This is a genomic window from Priestia sp. USM5 (genome assembly GCF_058323215.1).
On sequence record NZ_JBSGKN010000001.1, the window covers coordinates 1,344,582 to 1,366,432 of the forward strand.

At 35.9% G+C, this 21,851-nt stretch carries 30 protein-coding genes; 22 read left to right on the forward strand and 8 right to left on the reverse strand.

What is annotated here, in order from left to right; all coding sequences use genetic code 11:
- The first annotated feature begins 52 nt into the window (after nt 1-52).
- Complete coding sequence (locus ACWATA_RS07200) at nt 53-379, forward strand: antibiotic biosynthesis monooxygenase family protein (RefSeq protein ID WP_034268400.1); 327 nt, start codon at nt 53-55, stop codon at nt 377-379.
- A gap of 42 nt (nt 380-421) precedes the next feature.
- On the forward strand, nt 422-550 hold the full coding sequence (locus ACWATA_RS07205) for a hypothetical protein (RefSeq protein WP_255256928.1): 129 nt from the start codon (nt 422-424) through the stop codon (nt 548-550).
- 250 nt (nt 551-800) lie between these two features.
- Here the strand turns inward: ACWATA_RS07205 and ACWATA_RS07210 are convergent, their stop codons facing one another.
- Nucleotides 801-1,103 carry a hypothetical protein gene (locus ACWATA_RS07210; protein WP_028414656.1) on the reverse strand — a complete coding sequence of 101 codons (303 nt, stop codon included), beginning with the start codon at nt 1,101-1,103 and terminating at the stop codon, nt 801-803.
- 244 nt (nt 1,104-1,347) lie between these two features.
- On the opposite strand from ACWATA_RS07210, the gene ACWATA_RS07215 reads away from it, so the two are divergent.
- From ACWATA_RS07215 to ACWATA_RS07230, 4 genes are all read left to right on the forward strand, one after another.
- The gene (locus tag ACWATA_RS07215) at nt 1,348-1,809 is read left to right on the forward strand and encodes a GNAT family N-acetyltransferase (protein ID WP_473049705.1); all 462 of its coding nucleotides are present in this window, start codon (nt 1,348-1,350) and stop codon (nt 1,807-1,809) included.
- Nucleotides 1,810-1,908: 99 nt separating this feature from the next.
- Entirely contained in the window at nt 1,909-2,970 is a 1,062-nt protein-coding gene (locus tag ACWATA_RS07220; protein ID WP_473049707.1) for a beta-carotene 15,15'-monooxygenase, read from the forward strand.
- A gap of 136 nt (nt 2,971-3,106) precedes the next feature.
- On the forward strand, nt 3,107-4,360 hold the full coding sequence (locus ACWATA_RS07225; RefSeq protein WP_473049708.1) for an erythromycin esterase family protein: 1,254 nt from the start codon (nt 3,107-3,109) through the stop codon (nt 4,358-4,360).
- Nucleotides 4,361-4,391: 31 nt separating this feature from the next.
- Nucleotides 4,392-4,760 carry a cupin domain-containing protein gene (locus ACWATA_RS07230; protein ID WP_473049709.1) on the forward strand — a complete coding sequence of 123 codons (369 nt, stop codon included), beginning with the start codon at nt 4,392-4,394 and terminating at the stop codon, nt 4,758-4,760.
- Between the two features lie 26 nt (nt 4,761-4,786).
- On the opposite strand, the gene ACWATA_RS07235 is transcribed toward ACWATA_RS07230, so the two are convergent.
- Nucleotides 4,787-5,560, reverse strand: a complete 774-nt coding sequence (locus ACWATA_RS07235) for a Cof-type HAD-IIB family hydrolase (protein ID WP_473049710.1) — start codon at nt 5,558-5,560, stop codon at nt 4,787-4,789.
- 14 nt (nt 5,561-5,574) lie between these two features.
- Nucleotides 5,575-5,745, reverse strand: coding sequence for a hypothetical protein (locus ACWATA_RS07240; protein WP_221788152.1), 171 nt, complete (start codon nt 5,743-5,745; stop codon nt 5,575-5,577).
- 114 nt (nt 5,746-5,859) lie between these two features.
- On the opposite strand from ACWATA_RS07240, the gene ACWATA_RS07245 reads away from it, so the two are divergent.
- Nucleotides 5,860-6,357, forward strand: a complete 498-nt coding sequence (locus tag ACWATA_RS07245) for a hypothetical protein (RefSeq protein ID WP_473050211.1) — start codon at nt 5,860-5,862, stop codon at nt 6,355-6,357.
- Between the two features lie 62 nt (nt 6,358-6,419).
- Here the strand turns inward: ACWATA_RS07245 and ACWATA_RS07250 are convergent, their stop codons facing one another.
- Nucleotides 6,420-6,620, reverse strand: coding sequence for a hypothetical protein (locus ACWATA_RS07250; protein ID WP_048019479.1), 201 nt, complete (start codon nt 6,618-6,620; stop codon nt 6,420-6,422).
- A 168-nt stretch (nt 6,621-6,788) separates the two neighbouring features.
- Between ACWATA_RS07250 and ACWATA_RS07255 the strand changes: the two genes are divergently transcribed.
- The 5 genes from ACWATA_RS07255 (at nt 6,789) to ACWATA_RS07275 (ending at nt 9,896) form a co-directional block, all read left to right on the forward strand.
- Nucleotides 6,789-7,196, forward strand: a complete 408-nt coding sequence (locus ACWATA_RS07255; RefSeq protein WP_217027237.1) for a DUF1878 family protein — start codon at nt 6,789-6,791, stop codon at nt 7,194-7,196.
- Between the two features lie 57 nt (nt 7,197-7,253).
- Complete coding sequence (locus tag ACWATA_RS07260) at nt 7,254-7,511, forward strand: hypothetical protein (protein WP_473049712.1); 258 nt, start codon at nt 7,254-7,256, stop codon at nt 7,509-7,511.
- A gap of 142 nt (nt 7,512-7,653) precedes the next feature.
- Entirely contained in the window at nt 7,654-8,187 is a 534-nt protein-coding gene (locus ACWATA_RS07265; RefSeq protein WP_048019482.1) for a sigma-70 family RNA polymerase sigma factor, read from the forward strand.
- A 3-nt stretch (nt 8,188-8,190) separates the two neighbouring features.
- Nucleotides 8,191-8,598 carry a PadR family transcriptional regulator gene (locus tag ACWATA_RS07270; RefSeq protein ID WP_473049713.1) on the forward strand — a complete coding sequence of 136 codons (408 nt, stop codon included), beginning with the start codon at nt 8,191-8,193 and terminating at the stop codon, nt 8,596-8,598.
- A gap of 8 nt (nt 8,599-8,606) precedes the next feature.
- A complete protein-coding gene (locus ACWATA_RS07275) occupies nt 8,607-9,896 on the forward strand; it encodes an FtsW/RodA/SpoVE family cell cycle protein (protein ID WP_473049714.1) in 1,290 nt (429 codons plus the stop codon).
- A 130-nt stretch (nt 9,897-10,026) separates the two neighbouring features.
- Here the strand turns inward: ACWATA_RS07275 and ACWATA_RS07280 are convergent, their stop codons facing one another.
- A complete protein-coding gene (locus ACWATA_RS07280; RefSeq protein ID WP_028414645.1) occupies nt 10,027-10,206 on the reverse strand; it encodes a hypothetical protein in 180 nt (59 codons plus the stop codon).
- 477 nt (nt 10,207-10,683) lie between these two features.
- A complete protein-coding gene (locus tag ACWATA_RS07285; protein ID WP_028414644.1) occupies nt 10,684-10,959 on the reverse strand; it encodes a DUF4190 domain-containing protein in 276 nt (91 codons plus the stop codon).
- 283 nt (nt 10,960-11,242) lie between these two features.
- On the opposite strand from ACWATA_RS07285, the gene ACWATA_RS07290 reads away from it, so the two are divergent.
- From ACWATA_RS07290 to ACWATA_RS07320, 7 genes are all read left to right on the forward strand, one after another.
- Nucleotides 11,243-11,533: a hypothetical protein gene (locus ACWATA_RS07290; RefSeq protein WP_014459067.1), complete on the forward strand. Its 291-nt coding sequence runs from the start codon at nt 11,243-11,245 to the stop codon at nt 11,531-11,533.
- A gap of 21 nt (nt 11,534-11,554) precedes the next feature.
- Nucleotides 11,555-12,319, forward strand: a complete 765-nt coding sequence (yidC, locus tag ACWATA_RS07295; RefSeq protein WP_028414643.1) for a membrane protein insertase YidC — start codon at nt 11,555-11,557, stop codon at nt 12,317-12,319.
- A 55-nt stretch (nt 12,320-12,374) separates the two neighbouring features.
- A complete protein-coding gene (locus ACWATA_RS07300) occupies nt 12,375-12,614 on the forward strand; it encodes a hypothetical protein (RefSeq protein ID WP_473049715.1) in 240 nt (79 codons plus the stop codon).
- Nucleotides 12,615-12,889: 275 nt separating this feature from the next.
- The gene (locus ACWATA_RS07305) at nt 12,890-13,741 is read left to right on the forward strand and encodes an ABC transporter ATP-binding protein (protein WP_473049716.1); all 852 of its coding nucleotides are present in this window, start codon (nt 12,890-12,892) and stop codon (nt 13,739-13,741) included.
- A complete protein-coding gene (locus tag ACWATA_RS07310; RefSeq protein ID WP_154990109.1) occupies nt 13,742-14,395 on the forward strand; it encodes an ABC-2 transporter permease in 654 nt (217 codons plus the stop codon).
- Nucleotides 14,396-14,635: 240 nt separating this feature from the next.
- Nucleotides 14,636-14,941: a hypothetical protein gene (locus ACWATA_RS07315; protein ID WP_033580213.1), complete on the forward strand. Its 306-nt coding sequence runs from the start codon at nt 14,636-14,638 to the stop codon at nt 14,939-14,941.
- A gap of 456 nt (nt 14,942-15,397) precedes the next feature.
- Entirely contained in the window at nt 15,398-15,607 is a 210-nt protein-coding gene (locus tag ACWATA_RS07320) for a hypothetical protein (RefSeq protein WP_098627614.1), read from the forward strand.
- Between the two features lie 566 nt (nt 15,608-16,173).
- On the opposite strand, the gene ACWATA_RS07325 is transcribed toward ACWATA_RS07320, so the two are convergent.
- The gene (locus ACWATA_RS07325) at nt 16,174-17,220 is read right to left on the reverse strand and encodes a 2,3-butanediol dehydrogenase (RefSeq protein WP_155009947.1); all 1,047 of its coding nucleotides are present in this window, start codon (nt 17,218-17,220) and stop codon (nt 16,174-16,176) included.
- 127 nt (nt 17,221-17,347) lie between these two features.
- Between ACWATA_RS07325 and ACWATA_RS07330 the strand changes: the two genes are divergently transcribed.
- The 3 genes from ACWATA_RS07330 to ACWATA_RS07340 all read left to right on the forward strand — a co-directional run bounded on the left by ACWATA_RS07330 (nt 17,348) and on the right by ACWATA_RS07340 (nt 20,651).
- Nucleotides 17,348-18,250, forward strand: a complete 903-nt coding sequence (locus ACWATA_RS07330; RefSeq protein WP_028414635.1) for a LysR family transcriptional regulator — start codon at nt 17,348-17,350, stop codon at nt 18,248-18,250.
- Nucleotides 18,251-18,296: 46 nt separating this feature from the next.
- A complete protein-coding gene (locus ACWATA_RS07335) occupies nt 18,297-18,926 on the forward strand; it encodes a hypothetical protein (RefSeq protein ID WP_098113686.1) in 630 nt (209 codons plus the stop codon).
- A gap of 462 nt (nt 18,927-19,388) precedes the next feature.
- On the forward strand, nt 19,389-20,651 hold the full coding sequence (locus tag ACWATA_RS07340) for a SulP family inorganic anion transporter (protein WP_473049717.1): 1,263 nt from the start codon (nt 19,389-19,391) through the stop codon (nt 20,649-20,651).
- Nucleotides 20,652-20,734: 83 nt separating this feature from the next.
- Here ACWATA_RS07340 and ACWATA_RS07345 read toward each other — a convergent pair whose 3' ends face one another.
- Nucleotides 20,735-21,679: a phosphotriesterase family protein gene (locus ACWATA_RS07345; RefSeq protein WP_473049718.1), complete on the reverse strand. Its 945-nt coding sequence runs from the start codon at nt 21,677-21,679 to the stop codon at nt 20,735-20,737.
- Between the last annotated feature and the right edge of the window lie 172 nt (nt 21,680-21,851).

The following is a 21,851-nucleotide window of genomic DNA, read 5'->3' on the forward strand; positions in this document are numbered from 1 at the left end:
ATGTACTTATACTTTTTTACTATTAATATGATGTCTAAAGGAGGAAATCAATATGAGTGGAATTGCTAAAACCCCCGAACCGCCTTATTATGCCGTTATTTTTGCTTCTGAAAGAACGGAAGGCGAGAAGGGTTATGGAATAATGGCAGATAAAATGGTGGAGCTTGCATCTAAACAAAAAGGCTTTTTAGGAATAGAAAGTGCCAGAGATCAAGATTTAGGCATTACCGTTTCATACTGGGATTCCTTAGAATCAATCAAAATATGGAAAGAACATTCAGCTCACCGCGCAGCCCAGCACAAAGGAAAAACAGAATGGTATCAAACGTTTTCGCTTAGAGTGTGTAAAGTGGAAAGACATAGCTTTTTTGAGATGTAGGACGTATATGGCTGATTATTTTGCAACAAGGGAGAAGCCGTTATGTTTTATGGCGTTATAGGATTTATAGCCGTTTTTATTACTTTGTGTTCATTAGAAGCAAAGCTAAAAACAATCGTTAAGCAAAATGATAGAATCATTGATTTACTTGAGAAACAGAATAGAGAGTGAGAAAACGCTAATGAACTCACCGTTTATAATATCATCTCCTGAGTTTAGTTAAGGGAGATGTTTTATTTTAAGAGTGCATAAAAAAAACCTCAGTAGGAGGTCTAGTTATTACTTTTTAATAAAAGTACTTATAACAAGCTCATTTACTGTCCGATGTCATCTAGAGGCTAATTATAAAGTGAGGTTATATTTATCGTTTCACCAGAAAATATGAGTTCAATTTCTTTATTTCTTACTTGTGAGCTTTCATTTAATCACCGTATTTTTTTCTGTAGGTAAGAAACGTTATCAAATATATAACTGAAATCATTGTTAGAAATATTAATGGCGAAATGCCAATGCCATCATAAGAACTTTTCCCTTGAAAAGTCCGGTAAATGGACTCTATAACTTCTAAAATCAGCATACCTATAACTACCACAAATGCGTATGATTGAGCCTTCGTACTGATAAACTTCTTTCTTTCATCACCTTTTCGAGAAGATGATGAAACAAAAATCAAAATTCCGCAAACTAACAGGATGAATGAATACACAATTTTAACCCAATCCATTCTTACTCCTCCTTATAATAAATGTAAAAAGTATTTTACATTTATTATTGTAGCATCAGTTCCATAAATGTCAAACTCTTTTTACATTGTAAATTATTTGTATGAAGTTATAATTAAAAATAGACATCTTATAGAAAGCATTTCTTATTAAAAAAATTGATCTGTTTATGAGAAGAAATATGAATGAGTAACTATTAGCTAGCTTCATCCCGCTTTCAAATAAGTGTAGAAAGGAGGAAGAAACATGGTAATAGATTTCTTGTCTAACCACCCTGCCTATATTGAAGAAGTCGCCTCTATGATTTATAAAGAGTTTGTGGAAAACACAAGTAGCGAAATGACTTTTGAAGAAACTCTCATCTTCTTTTCGCAGACGAAAAAAGATGGTTTTCCTCTTACACTTATTGCGTTAGAAGGAGAGGAGTGCTTAGGGACCGTATCAATTTTTGAAAACGACTTAAAAACACAAGATGTATACAAACCTTGGCTTGCTTCCTTGTACATAAAGCCCCAATATCGCAGTAGGGGCGTAGGTCAAAGTCTAATAATAGAAGTATTAAAAGTAGCTAAGAACTTAGGTTATCAAGAGCTTTATTTAAAAACCGAAACCGCATCTGACTACTACCAAAGCAGAGGATGGAATCTTGTTCGAAAAGGTTTAGATAATAACGATAAAAAAGTTGATATCTTTAAAATGATTTTATAACACAATGTCACGCTACAAAGTGACTTAAATCAACTCCATTGGTAAAATGGAAGTAACAGGAATTTCTGTGTTTCACCAACTAAAAGTGAGGTGGGTTGTTTGGTTCTTCATAAAAAAACAGTGTCCTTTGTTGCTCTTTTCTTGTTGTTATTAGTGATAAGCTCGAATTATGTGTTATATCATTCTTCTTTTGGACTTCAGTCGTTGCCTGCTGATTTCAACGGAGTAGTAGCAGGTTCTATTTTAGACTTAAGCCTTGTGGCTCCGCTCTTATTTCTAGCTTGGCAGCGTAAGTTCAGTCTAAAATACTTTATTGTATTAATGGCTACAGGCCTTATTGCTGCGCGTTTTATCATTCCAAGTGAATACTTGGCTTCTTTTCAGTCGGTTATGTGGCTAGGAGCTGGCATAGAAGGAGTACTCATTTTATTTGAACTTTCACTGCTATTTATGCTAGTCAAAAACGTACCGCCTATCTTAAGAAGGATCAAATCAAGCTCTTTACCGCTGTTATTTTCCTTTTCACGGGCTGTAAACGAAAAGTTCTCCAAACAACCGTTTATACACGTACTGTGTTCAGAAATGCTGATGTTTTACTATGCGTTTGGAACGTGGAAGAAGCAGCCGAGTACTGAAGAGAATACGTTTACTCTGTATAAACGCTCAAGTTTTATCACGTTTCAAATTATGATTATTCATGCAATTGTCATTGAAACATTAGGACTTCACTGGCTGCTGCACAACACGTCTATGACTCTTTCAATCGTTTTACTAATCCTTAATATTTATAGCATTATTTTCTTTATAGGAGATATTCAAGCATTAAGGCTTAACCCTTTACGAGTGGAAGAGGATCGTATATACGTTTCGTTTGGCATAGCTAAGCGTATGGAAATCTCTTTTAAAGATATTGAAGAAATAATAGAAGACACTCACACCCTCGAACAAAAAATACCTAACACCACGATTGAATTTATCGCACGTGATTTTGAAACCGTGCACCCTGATCTCTTACTAACATTAAAGTTTCCAGTAGAGGCGACGCTTTTTATGGGAATTAAAAAGAAATACCAGCAGGTAGCTATTCGCGTAGATGATCCTCATGCGTTTAAGAAAATAATTAAAGAACGTTTGGAGAAAGCTCAGAAGGGCTTAATCTAGGATTCTAGAAAGCTAGGACCTTATAGATATATAAGGTCTTTTTGCTAGTGATCAGCTACTGGACATAAATAGTGAAGTGTTAGCTGTATTTTAGTAAAATGGAAGTAATAGGTAATGTGATAAAGGGGGATAGTGTATGGGAATTTTTTTTAGAGGAAAAGAGAAGTATTTAAACTCTATAGAATGGCTATCTGAAAACTCAATCCATTTAAGCAAACCAACTGAATGTACGCTGCAAGAGTTTGAATTTCTCCGTCATATCGTAAAAGATAAGAGAATTGTGTGGTTAGGGGAAAACGGTCATAACATAAGAGAACATAATATGATGAAGTCAAAAATAATAGAATTTCTACATAAAGAAATGAATTTTACCGTAGTGGCATTTGAAAGCGGCTTGGCGGAATGCCATAGTGCTAATGAGTTAAAGGAAGAGTTTACAGATGAAGACTTTTTAAAAAACGCGATTTATTCTTTATGGGCAACAAAAGAAAATCTGTCTTTGTTTCAGCTGATGAAAAAATCAGATTTAAGTTTAATAGGAATCGATATTAATCCTTCTTCTAATCCTGATCTTTTCGTAAAATTTGTTCAGCAGCTGAGTCCCGTAGTGTCTAAAGACGTGATAGAAAAGATCGAATACATTGAGGCAGGCGTATATAAATGGTACTACCAGCTAGGGCAATATAAAGCGAGAAGAAAAAAAGTCCCAGCAGAAATGCTACGTGAGTTTGAAGAGTTTAAAGAAAAAGTAAGCGCGGTGATAGGAGATTTAGAAGCCTATCTACATGAAGAATACGTTTTGTATCTTGAAAATCAAGAGCTTGTATGTAAGGTTAAAATGATTATTCGATGCCTGCAAAATCGCTTGTATTTTATTAACCATATTCACCATAACCACCGAACGTATAAAAAAGTAAGAGAAAAAAGGATGAAAGAAAATCTAGAGTGGGTTTGTCAAGATCTGTATCCTGACGAGAAAATTATTATTTGGGCCCATAACCTTCATATCTTTAAACAATACAAAACGTTTACGGGATTTGAACCTCTAGGAGCAATTGTCTCTAATGAAATAAAAAAACAGTCTTATTACTTAGGCTTATTTATGTATGAAGGTGAAATACATACGGATACAGGGCAGGCATACAAAATAGAGAAGCCGCCGAAAAAAAGTCTAGAGGACTATATGCATCAAGTGCAGTCACCGGCCTTATTTACTGATTTCTCACAGCTTGAAAAAAACTCAGACAACAAATGGATATTTACTAAAACGATCTTTTTAGAAAGTGGTACTATGCCAACTTTATTTGTACCGCGTGACCAGCTAGACGGTGCTTTATTTGTTGAGTCTGTTTCTCCGCCCGAGTATCTTAAACGGAGTAAAAATAAATAAAAAATCGTAATGAACAAAGAAGAGGTGCACATTGAAAATCTATACATGCAGTAAAGAACAGGGCAAAAAAATAGAAAAATATCAGTCGCATTTAGCTACTTATGTAAAAATAACACAAACAAATAAAGCAGCTACGATCGGTTATATGTATATAGAAGGAGAAGGAACGGTAGGATATCACGAAGCGCCTATACCTCAGCTGTTTATCGTAGTCCAAGGTGAAGGATGGGTAACAGGAGAGGACCAAAAGCGAATTTCGATTAAACGTGGAGAAGCGGCGCTGTGGGAAAAAGGAGAATGGCATATGTCGGGAAGTGAAGAAGGTATGACTGCCATTGTCATTCAATCGGAGGAGCTACATCCTGAAGCATTTATGGAGATAAAAAAACAGCACGCTTAGATGACTTATCCAAGCGTGCTGCTTTTCTATAAGACTTTGAATTTTTTTAGAGCAAATTCAATACCGTCTTCACCCGATTTCTTCGTTACAAAATCAGCGGCGTTTTTTAACTTATCAGATCCGTTGCCCATCGCAATTCCAAGGCCGGCTAATTCTATCATATCAATATCATTTTCTCCGTCTCCAAATGCGATGGCCTCAGATTGATGGATGTTAAAATAGTCTAAGACCTTCAGGATAGCTACCGATTTTGTGATTTCTTCTTGAAGCACACTTACGACAAAAGGGTGCCATCTTTTAAATAGTAAATGAGGAAATCGTTGTGCATAGTGCTCGGCGGTTTCCTCATTGGCATACAAGCACATTAAATAAATATCTTCGTCATAAATACGCTCATTAATTTGAGGATAATCACTGAGCGATAGCGTTTCCTTCAGGGCTTTTAAAATATTATCATCTTTGATTCCGTTCATGCTGAGCTCTTTTGTGTAAAATGAAAGGCCGTGATTTTGGGAGGCTGCGTATTCAAAGACTTCACGCGCAACGTCCTTATCCATGGACAGCTTATGAATAACTTTTTCATCGTGTACAGTAAACGCTCCGTTCGCGGTAATGAGCGTATCTATACCTAATTCTCTAATTTCTTCACAGAGAGATAAAGGCCTTCCTGTAGCGGCTACGATTTTTAATCCTTTGTGCTTTAAACTTTTTACAATCTCTCGAGTTTTGGTGGAAATAGTCCCGTTTTCGTGATGAGTAAGAGTTCCGTCCACGTCAAAGAATACAATTTTATAGCTCATAGTAATCTCCTTATTTAAACAGCTCGATCTTTTTTTACATTTACAAGCAGTAGCGCACAAATTAAAATAGCAGCTACATATAAAAACGCAGAAACAACCGGTTTATGTAAAAAAGCAGTATGATTGTATGAAGAGTCATACAAATAAAGAGCCGCTAGAAATAGAAAAGGCAGTAGTTTTTTCATGTTGTCATCTCCTGGTTTTATTATACATATTTTCCTTGTATTTGTATGTGTTCTTAATAAGAGTGATAGAATAATAGTATTTTACATAAGCAAAGAGAAAGAGAAGTGACGAATATGACTGTACATCACTATATAGGATCTCCTTATGAATTGCCTACAGGAAGTTTTGACACAAAAGAAACGCTGGTGCCTTTATCCGAAGTTTCTTCCTTTAATCGAAATTCAAAGAAAGAAAAGATAATTACAATCTATGAAAAAGAAGAAGATGCGTACGGTATTAGTATTAATCGTTTAACCGACGGGTATAGCGACATCAAGCACGGATTCACCTTGCCATATATCTACGAATTATCTTGTGATACACATCCTAAATCAATAAGAGAGCTGTTTACTTATATTGAAGAACAGCTGATAGAGGGCTGTCACATGGAATTATATTCATGCTTAGACGGTGATGAAGCGGATGAAAAAGATTTAAGTCTAGATATGAGTATTAACTTAAAAACGCTGTATTTTGGAAAGTATTATAAATTAGACAAAAAGAAGTATATCTATGAATTAGGGGAAATGTTCAAATTTGAAGACAAACAATTTGTAGTGGTCGTGAAATGAGGGGATTAGCCTGTAACCTTTAAATAAGAGTTATAGGCTAACCAGTTTAGGCAGACTAATATTTATAAAAAAGGCTTAATATACGGTAGGCTCAAACCAAAATAAATAACAAACGACATAAGCAAGTAACAGCCAATAACACTTCTTCTAACAGGTGTAGAAGCTTTCTTTAGCCAGCCCCAGTGCTTATCGTCATAGTCAAAAATAAAGTAATCTAAAATGATGGATAGCGTGATAATAACCGCAATTAGTAACAGGCCCATATGTATCCTCGCTTTCGGTTTATGAAATTATTACCATTTATAACAATATACCTTATTATTCCATTCATTACAAAGTAATTTTCTATAAACGGTTTATCGACACTACCGGATTATGGTAAAATTTACAGAGTATAGTAGGATCATTTTCTAAAGAAAGATGTGAAGAAGTTGGACGTAGTAAAAGAAGTAAAGCTATTAAAATATCAAATGAGTCTTATGAAGCCTATGGTCAATGCAGAGGAACATCCTTTTTTTATGTTTGCGATTGATCATGAATTTGAAGAAAATCAAGTCAAGGCATTTTTAAACATACTAGGTGTGTTTAGCTGCCGAATCAAAGGTGAAGACATTTCCGTCTTTTATCAAAATGAGCAGCTGTTCTCTCAATTTGCCCTTTCGTTAGATAACGTATATGCGCCGACACCACCTACGCTAGAAGAATTAAAAATGTATGTGACTAAAATTTTTTATCAGGAATTTGAATTAGAATATTTATTGTGCAGTTTAAAGAAGCAGTGTATTCAAATGGAAGTGTGTGACTTTTTCTTGCAGCGTTTAAAAATAGATTTGAAATAAATAATCTAAGAGTGTGTTTAAACGTAGAAATTTTAAAAGTAGAGGAGGGTAGGTGAGATGGCGCGAATTATTAATTTCTGGTCATTTATCTTTACGCTACTGTGCGTTGGTTTCTTTTTCATCGCTTTTTATTATCCAGCGTTATTGAATATCAATCTTTGTTTAGCAATTATTCTATTTTGTATTGGTATCGCAGGGTTCTTTGGAATAATCAATTGGGTATCGGCTCTGAGAAGTATTTTGACAGTAATAATTAGCGGTGGATTAATCCTAGTAACAGGATTAATTATCTTCATCGGCAATCTTTTTTCATAGCACATACATAAGAGGTACAACAAAAGGTTCTCGTGTAGAGAATCTTTTTTTATGTACATGCAATTATCTAGAAAATAAAAATGAAAATATAAAAACCTTTTTATAAAACGCTTCGTCTAAGAACAAGAAAGGAGAGGCAGAAGTGAAAGAACTAACCGTAGAATGGATACACGTACAAGACAAAGAACTAGTGATAGATGAAATTATGGATCGATATGGACAGGAAATCTTGCAGCTGGCTTACTCATATGTAAACAGCGTAGCGGTTGCGGAGGATTTGACGCAGGAGATTTTTATTAAATGCTACAAAAATCTTTACAAGTACAGCGGTAGATCCAAGTTTCGGACGTGGTTATGGCAAATCGCAATTAACCACTGTAAAGACTTTTTAAAAAGCTGGTACAACAAAAACATCATACCGGCGACAGACTATTTTCCAAATCATATCAGTGAAAAAGAAAACATAGAGGAAGCTGTTATTCAACACGAAGAAGATCACGAGCTGATGTCAGCCGTTATGAAGCTGCCTACCAAATATAAAGAAGTGATTTACCTCTTTTACTATGAAGAATTGTTAATTAAAGACATTGCGCTCTTAACCAAAACCGGAACGAATACAGTAAAAACGAGACTGAGGCGTGCAAAATCACTTTTAAAAGAAATGCTGGAGGAATGAGTCATGGATAAACGTCTTAAAAATCTTAGAAAAACAATGAATCGTGAAGTATTTGCTCAGCTAACATTTACACAAAAACATAAGAAAAGTATTCGAGAAAAAATAAAGCAAGAGACTCATAGCGAAGAAGAAATTCTGCTTGCTATGATGCAGCTGCTTGTGCAGGAGAAAACGGGCTATGAGTTAGTCAGCTTACTGCAAAGCCGAGGAATTTTAAATTTTAAAGAAAACGAAGGGTCTTTATATATCATCCTGCATCGACTAGAGCTAAAAGGTGTATTGACGAGCAGCTGGCAAGAAGACGGAGCAAAGTTTTATCAATTAAATCAAAAGGGGCGCAAACTGCTCAAAAAAGTGGAAGAGCAGCCGTTATCTAACCACATAAGTTTTAAAGAAATACTAGAGGGGTGAAGGAGTATATGGGCGAACAAAGAAAGTCATTTTTAGAACAAGTGCAATCGCAAATTAAATCAAAAGAAGCCAAGGCATTTGTTTCGGCAGAATTACATCATCATTTAAACGAAGTAAAAAACTATTGGCTGCAAAAAGGGATAAGCGACGATCAAGCAGAAGAAAAGGCCGTTACTCAAATGGGCAATCCCATCAGCATTGGTCAAAACCTTAACCGTATTCATCGACCGAAAGTAGACTGGATGACCTTAATTTTATTTGTAGCTGCTCTTCTTTTAGGGTTTCTGCCACTGCTGTCCCAAGGGTATATGAATCATAATCATTTTTCTATGTATAAGGCTATCTTTGTAGTTTTAGGTGGGGTTTTAGCTCTTGGCATGATGTTTATAGACTATAGAAAGATGGCCAATAAAGGATGGTTGTTCTATTTATTAGGTACTGCACTCTTATTGTTCCTCACAAGGCATTTTAACACCGTCGTAGACGGTCAAGCTGTTTTTAAATTAGGGCCTTTAAAAATGGAAGGTTTAATGGCCATTCCTTTTTTTCTTATGGCATGGGCAGGGTTCTTTCAAAGCGATCGCTTTAAAATGTGGAAATTTATTCTTTTGTTTATTCTGTCATCTTATTTCTTTCTACAATTCAGCCTTACAATGCTCTTTATATATGTAGCCATGACCTTTACGATGATCTGGTGGAGTAAGCTAAATAAAAAGAAAATAGCCATTGTCCTAGGAACTAGCTTTGCGTTAGTCGCTGCTTGGGGCATAATTGGATGGATGACCGTTGCCTATTATCAGAAGTATAGGGTTCTTTCATTTTTAAATCCCTATAATGCTGAATATTTAACATCCAAATTTGGACTCTTAGAAATACATCATCTATTTGTGGGTGCAGGGTGGTTTGGCAAGCATTCATTTGCGGATCAATTTATCCCTGAGGCTCATACTAACTTCGTCTTCTTAAGTTTTACGTATTATTACGGATGGTTATTTGCAGCAATTCTTATTGTGGTTCTTTGTTTAGTTGCTCTGAGAATTATATTTATTGCCCGAAATCTAAACGATACGTACAGCAAGCTTTTACTAGCAGGAGTTGTAATGGTCTATACTGTACAGCTAGTTGGGAACGTAGGAATGATTGTCGGATTCTTTCCTATGACAAACATGTCACTGCCCTTTATTAGCTACGGATTGATGCCGATCTTGTTAAATGCTTTCTTAATTGGAATTGTGTTGAGTATTTATAGACGTAAGGATTTAATGGTTACAAACACCTTACATGGTAATCAGCAATAGAGTATAGATCGTGAGACTTTAAGATCTGTTGCTTTTATGAGCAAATAATTCACTTCATAAAAACAAGTAAAACAAACGCTGACATCCAATTGTCAGCGTTTGTTTTATATCTAGAGCGGTTATAGGTTCTTTAATTCTTTGAGGTAGTTTCTCGGTTTTCATATATTTTCTCGATAATTTTATACGTAACACCAGTTAAAACAGACAGAATTAGCACCTTTCCTATAAGGTTAAGACCATAGTTATATTTTAGATAGTCTAATAGTACGGCATATACGGATACGCAGATGCCTAATATGACATGTTTCATAAAGAACTCCTTTATTGTTGACTGAATACGTCTATACTTTAACGTATAGAAGAGGGCTAAATCGTTAGCCCTCTTCTAGGTAAGCTTGTTAAGTGACCAGCTGTTTTTTAACTAAATTATTTACATTCAAAAGAATAATCATTGGTAATTGGATTATGTATTTCTACTATCGCATCTCCGCCGTTATCATAACATTTTGAAGTGAACGTTTTTATCTCTGTACTATTAAAATAGCTAGAACAGTTAATCAACACAGAGATGACTAGCAGTAAAGTAAGTAGAACAATTATGATTTCTTTTATTCTGGATTCAACGATAGATTTAATTTTGTATTCTCCTTTGCAATTTCGCGTAAGTGTAGTAACGATGATTAAATAAGTAACGTTTACATTTTAGGAGCTTGATTTTCAACTGTTTGAAAATCAAGCTTTTATTGTTTTACATAGAAATGTGAATAATTCTATATAAACTACGTTTTTATTCCATTGTCGTTCCTGCAAATACAAACGTAATAATTCCTAATACGAAGAACAGCTGAGAAATCACGCCTACTATACTGCAGATCAGCCCGGCAATCGCGAGTCCTTTACCGCTTTGATTGGAAGCAGCTATTTGATTTGATGCTTTTTTGTAGAGGATAATGCCGATAATACCTGTAATAAACCCGAGGATTGGAATAAAAATGGACAGGATACCTAGAGTTAGAGAAACAATAGAGTTGGTGTTTACTTGAGGTTTTGTATTAGTTTCCAATAGTTTCACTCCCTATGAATTATATTTTTTGATTATACCATAAAAAGGAATAATATCCTTTTTGCTAATAAAAGTAGAAATTTTTAGAATTATATGTGTCCCAGTATATTGTCTATACGTCATTTCATCAAAATGTATAATGACATGTACAAAAAGAAACTTATTTTTTGACTCCTATAAGGAAATCGGTTTTGTGGGCTACATTAGATTAAATCTGCTTCATAAAAATATTTAACCTAAAATAAGGAAAATATGATACAATAATCCATAAGCATGTGAATAAATGGAATTATTTATACCGGATGCTTTAGTGTATTTATCATTTGCGATCATGACAGCATTCTTTGTACATGCTGCTATTAAACTAGCTACATTTCAAACAATACATAAGCACGTTTGCCTGCAGCAAAAAGACATGTATCTCATACAAAACGTAAATCTTTTACGTGCTCAGGATCTTATATGCTGCGTGTATCATAAATTTAAATTTATACATTCTGTTCAGAGACAAGAAGCAATAGGTGAACAAGACGATGAAGGTCCTTATTCGCCAGTATTTTTTTCGTTTAACTAAAAAAATACTGGAGGAATATAAATGTTAAAACATAAAAAGAAGCTTTTCTTTATTGTTGTTTCCATTTTTCTACTTGCCGGATGTGATTCAGCAAACGTGATTCAAAGTTCGCACACTCACTTTTTTGATCACTATTTTATTTATCCTTTTTCACTGCTCATTTTGTTTATAGGAAATACGTGGCTTCATCAAAGCGTTGGCTTTTCAATTATGCTTGTGACGGTGGGCGTACGTATGCTGCTGGCGCCTTTAAACATTCTTCAATATAAAAATCAGCTGAGCAATAAACGTATACAGCCTCAGCTTCAACAGCTAAAAGAGAAGTACAAAGATAAGGATCCTGAGAGTCAGCAGCAATATCAGCGTGAAATGATGGAACTGCTTAAAGAAAATGGAGCTAACCCGCTGATGGGATGCATTCCTTTACTAGTTCAGCTTCCAGTCTTTTCAATTGTGTACTATGCGATTAGACGAATAGATGAGATTAGCGCATCGTCCTTTTTGTGGCTAGATTTAGGGCACTCGGATCCCTATTTTATTCTTCCGATCGTTGCAGCGGTTGCTACGTACTTACAGGGAAGAGTTATGCAAACAGGCGTAGATGGAATGAATTCATCCCACGCACTGCTAGCCCAAATTCTTTCGCCTGTCATGGTCCTTTCTTTTGGGATATTTTCACCGTCAGGTCTCGTCTTGTATTGGATGACGGGCAGTTTGTTTATGATCTTTCAATCTCTTGTATTAAAAAAGGTTTTTCGAGAAAAGGCAGTGCTTGAAGCAAAATAAAGAAATTAAAAGGTTGCTTTGCTTGGAGCAGCCTTTTAATGAAAGGAGGGGTACAGTGAAGAAATACATCATTTCATTCGGCGTAACAATTGGCACCATAGCACTTTTATTTTTTATTGGCAATACCTTTCATATTTCGTTGCTTTCCGTTCAGTGGCTTTATGTAAATGAACCGGAACATTTTCAAATGGAAGCAAAAGGCGGTTTAATACCGGTAGCCGTTGGACTTATTCTTGGTTTTATAACAGACTACGTATTAAGTGAAAAAGAAAAAAAGCAGGGTCATCAATTATAGTGAAGAAAAAAGGATCTTTTATAGGAGATCCTTTTTTTATTTGCGCTTTTGATAAGTGGATAGGATAAGAATAGTACAGGCAGATGTTGTCATACATATTACGATTATAAAAAACAAACGAAGGAGTAATAAAGCTTTAGGTTGTCATCGACTTTTTGTAGTTTACTAGCTATAATTGGTAGTGAATATTCATTTTTGTAAAAAAAAGGTGATATTACGAATCATCATAGCGATTAGATTACACTAACTACTAATAGAGAAAGTGAAGTGAGCAAATGACAAATCTTTTAGAAGTTAGAAACATGGCAAAATCGTTTGGCCAAAATGAGGTTTTAAAAGATGTTTCATTTCATGTACCTCCTGGATCGATTGTAGGATTTATTGGTGATAACGGAGCAGGGAAATCGACGACGTTTAAGGCGGTACTAGGACTGATTTCAAGAGATAGCGGTACGGTCGAAATATTTGGTGAAGACAATTTAAATAAAGATGCGACGATTAAAGAAGACATTGGAGTCGTGTTTGATGCGATTAATCTGCCGGTTTCTTTAACGATAAAACAGTTAAACAACGTTTTTAAGAAACTATTTAAATCTTGGGAAGAAGCTGATTTTCACCGGTTGATTCATTCTTTTTCATTGCCAGAAGATAAAAAAATACATACGTTTTCACGCGGCATGTCGATGAAATTATCTCTAGCGGTAGCGCTGTCTCACGGTGCTAAACTATTGCTGTTAGATGAAGCGACAGGAGGATTGGATCCTTCGTCTAGAGAGCAGATATTAGATGAATTAAAAGCTTTTGTCAGCGATGGGAACAGCGGAATACTGCTTTCATCTCACATTATGAGCGACGTCGAAAAAATCGCGAGCCATCTTGTTGTGATTAAAAACGGTGAAATTTTATTAAATGAAGAAAAAGAGAAAGTGTTTGAGGAGTACGCAATTGCCGTTATGAAGGAAGAACAGCTGAATGTACTTCCTAAAGATGTAGTAGTGGCAAAAAGAACGTATGATACGTCTGCCCGTGTACTCGTATCAGATAAGCATCAGCTGCCAGAAGGAACTGTAACTGAACCGATGTCGATGGAAGAACTAAGCGTGCTTTTAACAAGGAGTGAAACGTAAATGAAAGGTCTATTGTTAACGAATTACTACCTCATTCACCGAAGCTTTTTGACGTACACAGCGCTTGCCATAGTTATTTCTGCGGTCATCTTTTATTTTGCGGATCCTTCATTTTACCGTATTATAGCGATGTTAATTATTTTATTAATGGCAATGCCCGCGCTTGAAGTGATCAAATTAGAAAGTAAGACCGGCTATGACAAATACGTGCTCACTCTTCCAATTAGCCGAAAAAATGTGGTGCAAAGCCACTATGTTTTTTACTTTTTAATTGTCGTCATCGGAACCATCCTGTCCTATGGTGTTTTCTCAATGTATTCGCTTATTTCTAAGAGTGCAGTAGAGAATATAGTAAATATCGTTTCATTTGGTACATTTATCGTCCTTTTTGCCGGTGCACTTGCTTATCCGCTTCTTTATGTATTCGGAGCAGAGAAATCTGACGGAATAGTACTTGGAGGGGGAATGGGAGGTCTTTTCGTTGCGATTGCTTTACAAGGAGTTGTTGGGTATATAGTTGAAATATTAGCAGCATCCAGCTTACCGATCGCTTCTTCTTTGCATGTTCCTATCTTATATACTCTCTTTGGAGTGGGGATGTATATTGCTTCTTACTTTATTGCGCTGTCTATCTACCAAAAGAGAGAATTTTAGTGTGAATTGATTTTGAAGTAAAGATTACAAAGCGTTCTTTAAGACTATTTATCAACAAATAATTCAAACAAAAAAACAGCTAGAACATTTGATAAACTAAGCAAACAAGATCTCAAAAATATAGCTGATATTATTGTTGATCAAGCTTAACTTATTAAGGTTTTCACAAAAGTTAATTGTGTCCTCTAGACACATGTATTATAGTAAAAGATGCAGTTTTAAAATGTGAAAGGAGACTATATGGGGAATTTGTTTAAACGGGCTTCAAACGTATCAAAAACCGCTTTTATTGCTACACTGATTTTGTACATAATTATTGTAGCGTGTTTTATTCCGTCAATTGTATTTGCAGGAGCTTTCTTTGCTATAGTAATTAAAATAGCAGCAGCACTTTTAATCTTAGTAACAATCCTAGGAATGATTTATTCGTGCTTCATTAAAGGCGGCCAAAAATTTCTTTTTTTACTGTTACATGCCGCTTCTTTATTGATTGTTTTGTTTAGTATCTCTGCTTTTATGCTCGCTAAAAGCGCTGAGTTGACATAGTAAAGAGGAATTACATATGCAAAAAGGCAGGAGAAATCCTGTCTTTTTTATTTTTGTATGATTTCAAGGTGGGTTGTATTTTATCGAGAGGTGCCGCTGACTATTTGGCTAAACTTGTTTAACAAGAAGAAAAGAAGGAAAAGGAAGAAAAAGGAGATGTGATAATTTGGAAATGGTCATAGCTGTGACAGCGGGTATGGGTTTTCTTTTATCTTTTTACCTTTTTTATTTTTACCCTGTTATGAGTGAAAGAAAGGGGAAACCTTTGAGTGAAAGCCAAACCTATATGATAAGAGAGCTAGCCGTAATCGTTCTTTTAGCCAGCGCTATAGCGGGAAGTCATTTTACCTAAACAGGATTGTGCTATTAATCGGTGCATCTCTTAATTGCTGACAAATAAATCGTATGCTGCGACTATCAAGCTAGGCGGGGTGAAAAAGAGGGGAGGCTAATACAATGAAATGGTACAAGCACGCGCTCATTCCTTTAGCTATAGGCCTTTTAAGCTTTGTGTGTTTTATCATTTATAGTAAGGCAGCGGCAAATCCGAGTCTTCAGCTGAACCAGTCGCTGTTTATTTCGATTGGTATAGGTATTGGAGCAGTTCCAGTATCCTTTTTTGTAGAGTATCAAAAGAACAAAGAAAATAAAAAGTTTCATAGCTAAGTTGTTTGCCGAATGTCTCTTAGATCTTTAGTTTGTTGAAACGGATGTGATAATCTGTTTATTCTTGTGAAGATTGGTTTGTTTGTCTTCGTTATTTTACTTCACATTTCCTTTCGAAAACTGGTTTTGTATGCCCATAAAAAACAAAAGAAATCCCCAAAAGAAGGGCGAAGGATATTAATAGAAGGAGTTTTGGTTATTTTGATTATCCTGTTATCCATCTTAAACTTTTTAAAGTATTACTACGGTGGTTAAAAAGGGCGGGCATATGTATTTTATATATGTCTGGTCCTCGTCGATTAACCCATTGGTACCTCAACACTAGACTAGGAAAGTTTTTTAGGGGATCAATTCCGTAATGCATGGGATTCATGTAACCAAGCGTCCCACGGATTCAAATGTAATTAAATTAATGGGCATCGTTATGTAGTTGACTCGTTCATTCTTCTAAACTGTCAAATTGTGTTGGTGAAATTTTACACATCTCTCGGCTGGACCCGATTAAAGAAATAAAAAGCCACTAATTACGATCAGTGGCTTAGAGAAATCTTCATTGTTGATGATTGTTATTGCTGTTCCGATTTAACCAGAATTTTAACTTGGTTTTTTTCTTTAATCAGGCTTTCAAACCCTTCTTCAATTACATCGTCTAGAGCTATCTTTTTCGTTACTAACTTTTCGGCTGAGAAGTAGCCTTTTTGCATAAGAGACAATACTGCTGGGAACACGTTACGATAGCCAATGATTCCTTTAACAGTTCGTTCTTTAATTACAATATCATTCGGTAGAATTTCTGCTCCTTTTTCCCATATGCTAACGATAATCGTTTCTCCGCCAATTCCCGTAGATTGGATGGCTTGACGTAATACAATAGGTACGCCTGTTACTTCAAATGATACATCTACGCCACCGTCAGTTAATCTAGCAATTTCGGCTACCGTATCTTCAACTTCAGCAGGATTAATGATGATAGCTCCTAATTCTTCTGCTTTCGCTTGTCTTTCTGGAGATAATTCAACTGCATAAATATCGGTTGCACCTGCTGCTTTCAACGCTTCAATGACAAGAAGTCCAATTGGTCCACATCCAAATACAGCAACTTTGTCTCCGGCTTTCACTTTACTTGAACGTACTGCATAAAGAGCTACTGCCGCTGGTTCTACTAGAGCACCTTGTTCATAAGATAAATCATCTGGAAGTTTGAATAAAAGTTCTTCGTCTACTGCGACATATTCACTAAGACCGCCACCGCCTCCGGCTAAACCTAAGAATCCCATTTGTTCATCTAGATTATAAGCACCTTGGTGTCCATGTGTAGAAAAGATTGGCTCAACAACCACACGATCACCAACTTTATAATGGGTTACACCTTCTCCAACCTCTACTACTTCACCTGAGAATTCATGTCCAAGCGTCACTGGAGCAACCTCATTAGTGAGAGGGTGCGGTTTATCAACTGGAATAAAGATGGGACCACCTAAGTATTCATGCAAATCACTACCGCAAATTCCACACCATTTAACTTTCATTTTTACCTGACCAGCCTGTACAACTGGTTCATTTATTTCTTCAAGACGAATATCTTTTTGATTATGCCATCTTAGCGCCTTCATATACTCCATCTCCTTGTGTCATTTCTTTTACTATATCTATCAGTATACAACCAGATATACTTATGGTAAATTTAGTTAATATTAACGATTGTTAAGTAATACTTAACTAAAAGAAAAAGAGGGCATTATGAATATTGAACAATTGAAACATATAGTGGAAATAGATAAAACGGGTTCACTAAAAGAAGCAGCTGGTAACCTGCATATTACGTTACCTGCATTAAGCCAATCTATAAAAAATTTAGAGAAAGAACTAAATATAATGATTTTTCATCGTTCCAGAAGAGGATCTATTCCAACTGAAGAAGGTCATAGGTTAATTGAAAAGGCCAGCGCTGCTTTATTGAAAATTCAAGAATTTATGGATGAAGCAGAAGCGTATACAAATACAATGAATGGTGAAATAAAGATTGCAACCTACCCAGGACCAATGGAGATTCTCGTTCGCTTAATAACAGAAATTAAAAGAGAATATCCGAACATAAAGGCTTCTGTCTATGAAAATAGCACCGAGTATATTATAGATAAAGTTCTAGATGGGGAAGTAGATGTAGGTTTCATTACTTATACAGAAAAAGAAGAAAAAAAGTATCGGAACTTGGTATTTAAAAAGTTATTGGATGGTCATATGGTAGCTGCAGTAAATAAGAAGTCGCCATTAGCCAAACAAACACTCATTACTGAAGAGATGTTAATTAACCAGCCAATTGTTTTATATAACGACAAGTATATTCAGGAATTTATGAAAGGTTTTAGTTCACTGCCATGTGATATCTTGTTTACTACCAATAATGTAGATACAATTCGTCATACATTGGAAAATAATACGGCAATAAATATAGGATTTGACTACGCATTTAAAACAGATGCTGGTTTATCTAGAAGTGATCAATATGTAGTCGTTAACTTTGCTCCTCCGCACTATAAAACTTATTCTTTTGGGTATTTTTATAACGCCAATAATGGGCTTTCTAGAATAATAAGAGAATTCTTAAAGCGGATTCACAGAACTATAGTAAATAATGAATGATAAAGAGTGAAGGTTAAAAAGAATTATTTCAGAGAGAGGGAAATATGTGAAACGTCATTTAACTTTGCTTTTATCGTTATGTAGCAGTTTGTTCATTTTTTTATTGTCCCTGTTTCAATGGGATTTAGATGATCGTATAGGGAAATACGTAAGTCCATATATATGGTTATTCTTTGTCCTTCCTTTCTTTTTATTACTAACGCTGTGGACATTGATTTATCTCTTTAGTAGTAGAAAGTGGCTACCACTGGTTATTCAAGTGATAACCGTTGTGCTGTGGTTCTTCATTCCGTCTGAGCAGCTTAATTTAGACATAAACTTTAAACTCCATCAGCAGAAGAGAAAAGAAGTGGCAGCTAACATACAAAGTGGCGTCTTGAAAGCCGATGGAGTCGACTACCCATCGCTCATTCCTTTCTCCAATGAACCCGACAACTCATCGCTGATTGATCTACCGAAAGAGTATGCGAGTGTGTCCAGAGGTCGAGATGATGTTGCAGTAGAAACCAAAGGAAAGGCAATCTCCGTACTTTTCTTTACAAGCAGTGGACTATTCGGCCATTTCTCGGGTTTTGTGTATGACCCAAAAAACCGTAAACCTTCATCGGGCGATTTTGGTCTGAAGTTTGATGAAATAGAAAAGATACAAAAGAATTGGTATTATATATCTTATTAGTAAAAACAGGGGCTTTGAATTATGATTCAAAGCCTCTGTCTTTTAGTGTTCACGTTTGTAATTAATTGGCCTTATGTAACCGAGCTTCCTATGAATTCGAATATAGTTAAACGAATGGAGGTAGGCGTGTCGTCTACTTAAACTTAAAGATTTTTAAACACAGCCTGTCCACATCCATTCATTCTATCGTTACTATAGGGTCTAGTTATCTTGCTTTATTTACAACAAAGAACCGCATTTTATCTAAAAAATAACTAAAAGAATAAAAAGTAAGAATTTTTAAGAAAATTTTAATAACTGTCTAAGAAACTTCTAATTTCCTCTTTATTTTTTTGTAAGTTGTCTCCTTTAAGATAGAAGTAATCGAGTAGCCCACCTTATTTTGAGAAAGCTCAATAAGGTTGTATGACCAAAATACGAATGGGTAACCTCACTACTTAAAATGGAGGCTGATGTACACTTATGAATCTAGAGGTTTTTCGAAATTACTCCTTGCAGCATTTGAAGAAAGATATACTATCGGGTATTGTTGTTGGCATTATAGCTATACCTTTAGGGTTAGGATTTGCGATAGCTTCTGGAATATCGCCTGTTACAGGACTTTATACGACGATTGTAGCGGGATTGTTAATTGCTATTTTAGGTGGATGTAGGTTTCAAATCGCTGGACCTACGGGTGCGTTTGTTCCTGTTTTATTAGGAATTGTGTTGCAATATGGCTATGAAAACTTATTAATTGCCGGCTTTATGTCAGGGATTCTCCTCATTATCTTTGCGCTATGCAAAGTAGGAGCTTTAATCAAGTATTTTCCGTCATCTATTATTGTAGGATTTCAGTCAGGAATTGCGCTGATTATCTTTAGCGGGCAGATACCAAACTTCCTTGGACTGCACGCGATTGACAAATTTCAGTTTTTTCATTTGAATATAAAAGAGATTTTTGGTAATTTACACTTCATTAACATCTATAGTATCGCTACAGCAGGATTGTGCTTAGCTACGATTTTAATAGTTCTTTACTTTTCACCAAAGTCGCTGGGAATGTCCTATTTACTTGGAATTATTGTATCAACGGGCTTGGCATCTTTTTTCTTTTCCAATCAGTTTGAAACCATTGGTTCCATTTATGGAGAGATACCTCGTCATTTCCCGGCGCCAGCGTTTCCGGATATAACAGTGGAGAGGGTGGTCACTCTTTTACCTTCTGCGTTTGTGATTGCTGTACTTGTAGGGTTACAGTCTTTGCTGACAGCTCGCGTTGCGGATGAAATGACAAAGTCAAAGCACAGCAGCAAAAAAGAACTGATCGGTCAGGGAATCGTAAACATGGTAACGCCGATGTTTTCAGGTATTCCTGCAGCAGGAGAGATTGCAAGAACTGTTACCAATATTAAAAACGGCGCTTCATCTCCAATTGCAGGAATGACGCATGCTATCTTTGTGTTAATCGTGCTGTTAGTGCTAGCGCCGTATGCTTCATACGTTGCGCTTGCCAGTCTTGCGCCAGTTTTAATGGTCGTAGCATGGAATATCAGTAAAAAAGAACAGTTTGCAAAGGTGATAAAAGAAAAATCATTTCATTCACTGGTTTTACTTACGACATTTTCGTTAACAGTGTTTACAAACTTGACAATTGGAATAGCCGTCGGGTTGTGCTTATGTGGTATACACTTTATGGTGAAAAAGAGCCGCGAAAAACAAAAGCTATTAAGAAAAACAGGTTAACGTAAGGTAGAATAATACGCGAAAAACCCCCACTGTAAGCTTGCACAGTGGGGGTTTTTATAGTAACAAAAAGAATATCTCAATTATTTTCCTTCAAACCAGCAGCGGGCGTTATCAAAAAGCATATGCTGAATCTGCTGTTCCGTTAAGCCTTTTCTTTTTAACTCAGGCACGACTTCTTCTAATACAAAGCTCATCGACCATTTTGGAAAACGTTCTTCAATCACGCCTTCTGGAAACCAGTCCATTGTACAGCAGTAGTCTTGTGAGAGAAACATGCGGTTTGAATAGCCTTGTTTAGCTAACTGGATGACCGTATTATTTCTGTTTTCAGTTGAACATTCTCTAGTCAAGCCATAGCGGTCCATACCGATAAAAGCACCTTGCTTTAATATGTTTGAAATATACTCAAGGTTATCTGTATCTCCTGTATGTCCAATCAGAATTTGATTTGGATTAGCACCTTCTTCAAGTAAGATATCAAGCTGTTTTAAGCCTGTGCCGCTTGCCGGATGTGAATGGGTCATAATCGGCACGCCCGTTTTTTTATGAGCTCGTGCGACAGCGCGCATTACTTTTTCTACATCAGCCGTTACGCCAGGTGCATCCGTAGCGCATTTTAGAAAGCTTGCTTTAATCGACGTGTTTTGAATGCCGACTTCGATATCTCGAACAAACAGGTCTGCCATATAGTCAATGCTACGAGTTTGAAAGTGAGTAGGGATGTAGTTATACGTATAAATTCCTGTGGCTGCAATGATTTGAGTGTCCGTTTCGCGGGCAATTTTTTCAATAAAACGAATATCGCGCCCTTGTTCCATCACCGTTGGATCACAGATCGTGTTGACTCCGAGCTTCTTTGCACGATTTACTTGTTCGACTGCTTTTGCAACTTCTTGTTTCTCATCATATAAATGAGGAAACTGTGCGTGAACAGATTCAGAACGAACGCGCATATGTTCGTGGATTAACGTTAGCCCTAGTTCTGACGAATCGACTGGGCCTGTTACAGAATTGATAAATGTCATAGTATGATTCCTTTCATTATATACCTGTAAATCAAACAGCTGGTGATTAGGTACAGTTTTCCTATAATCTGTTTTTATAGATAGACTTCTGTTATAAAAAACACATATTGCATTATACAATATATAGGTTGTCTTACACAACACGCGAGACTTTTACTCACTATGACAAAAA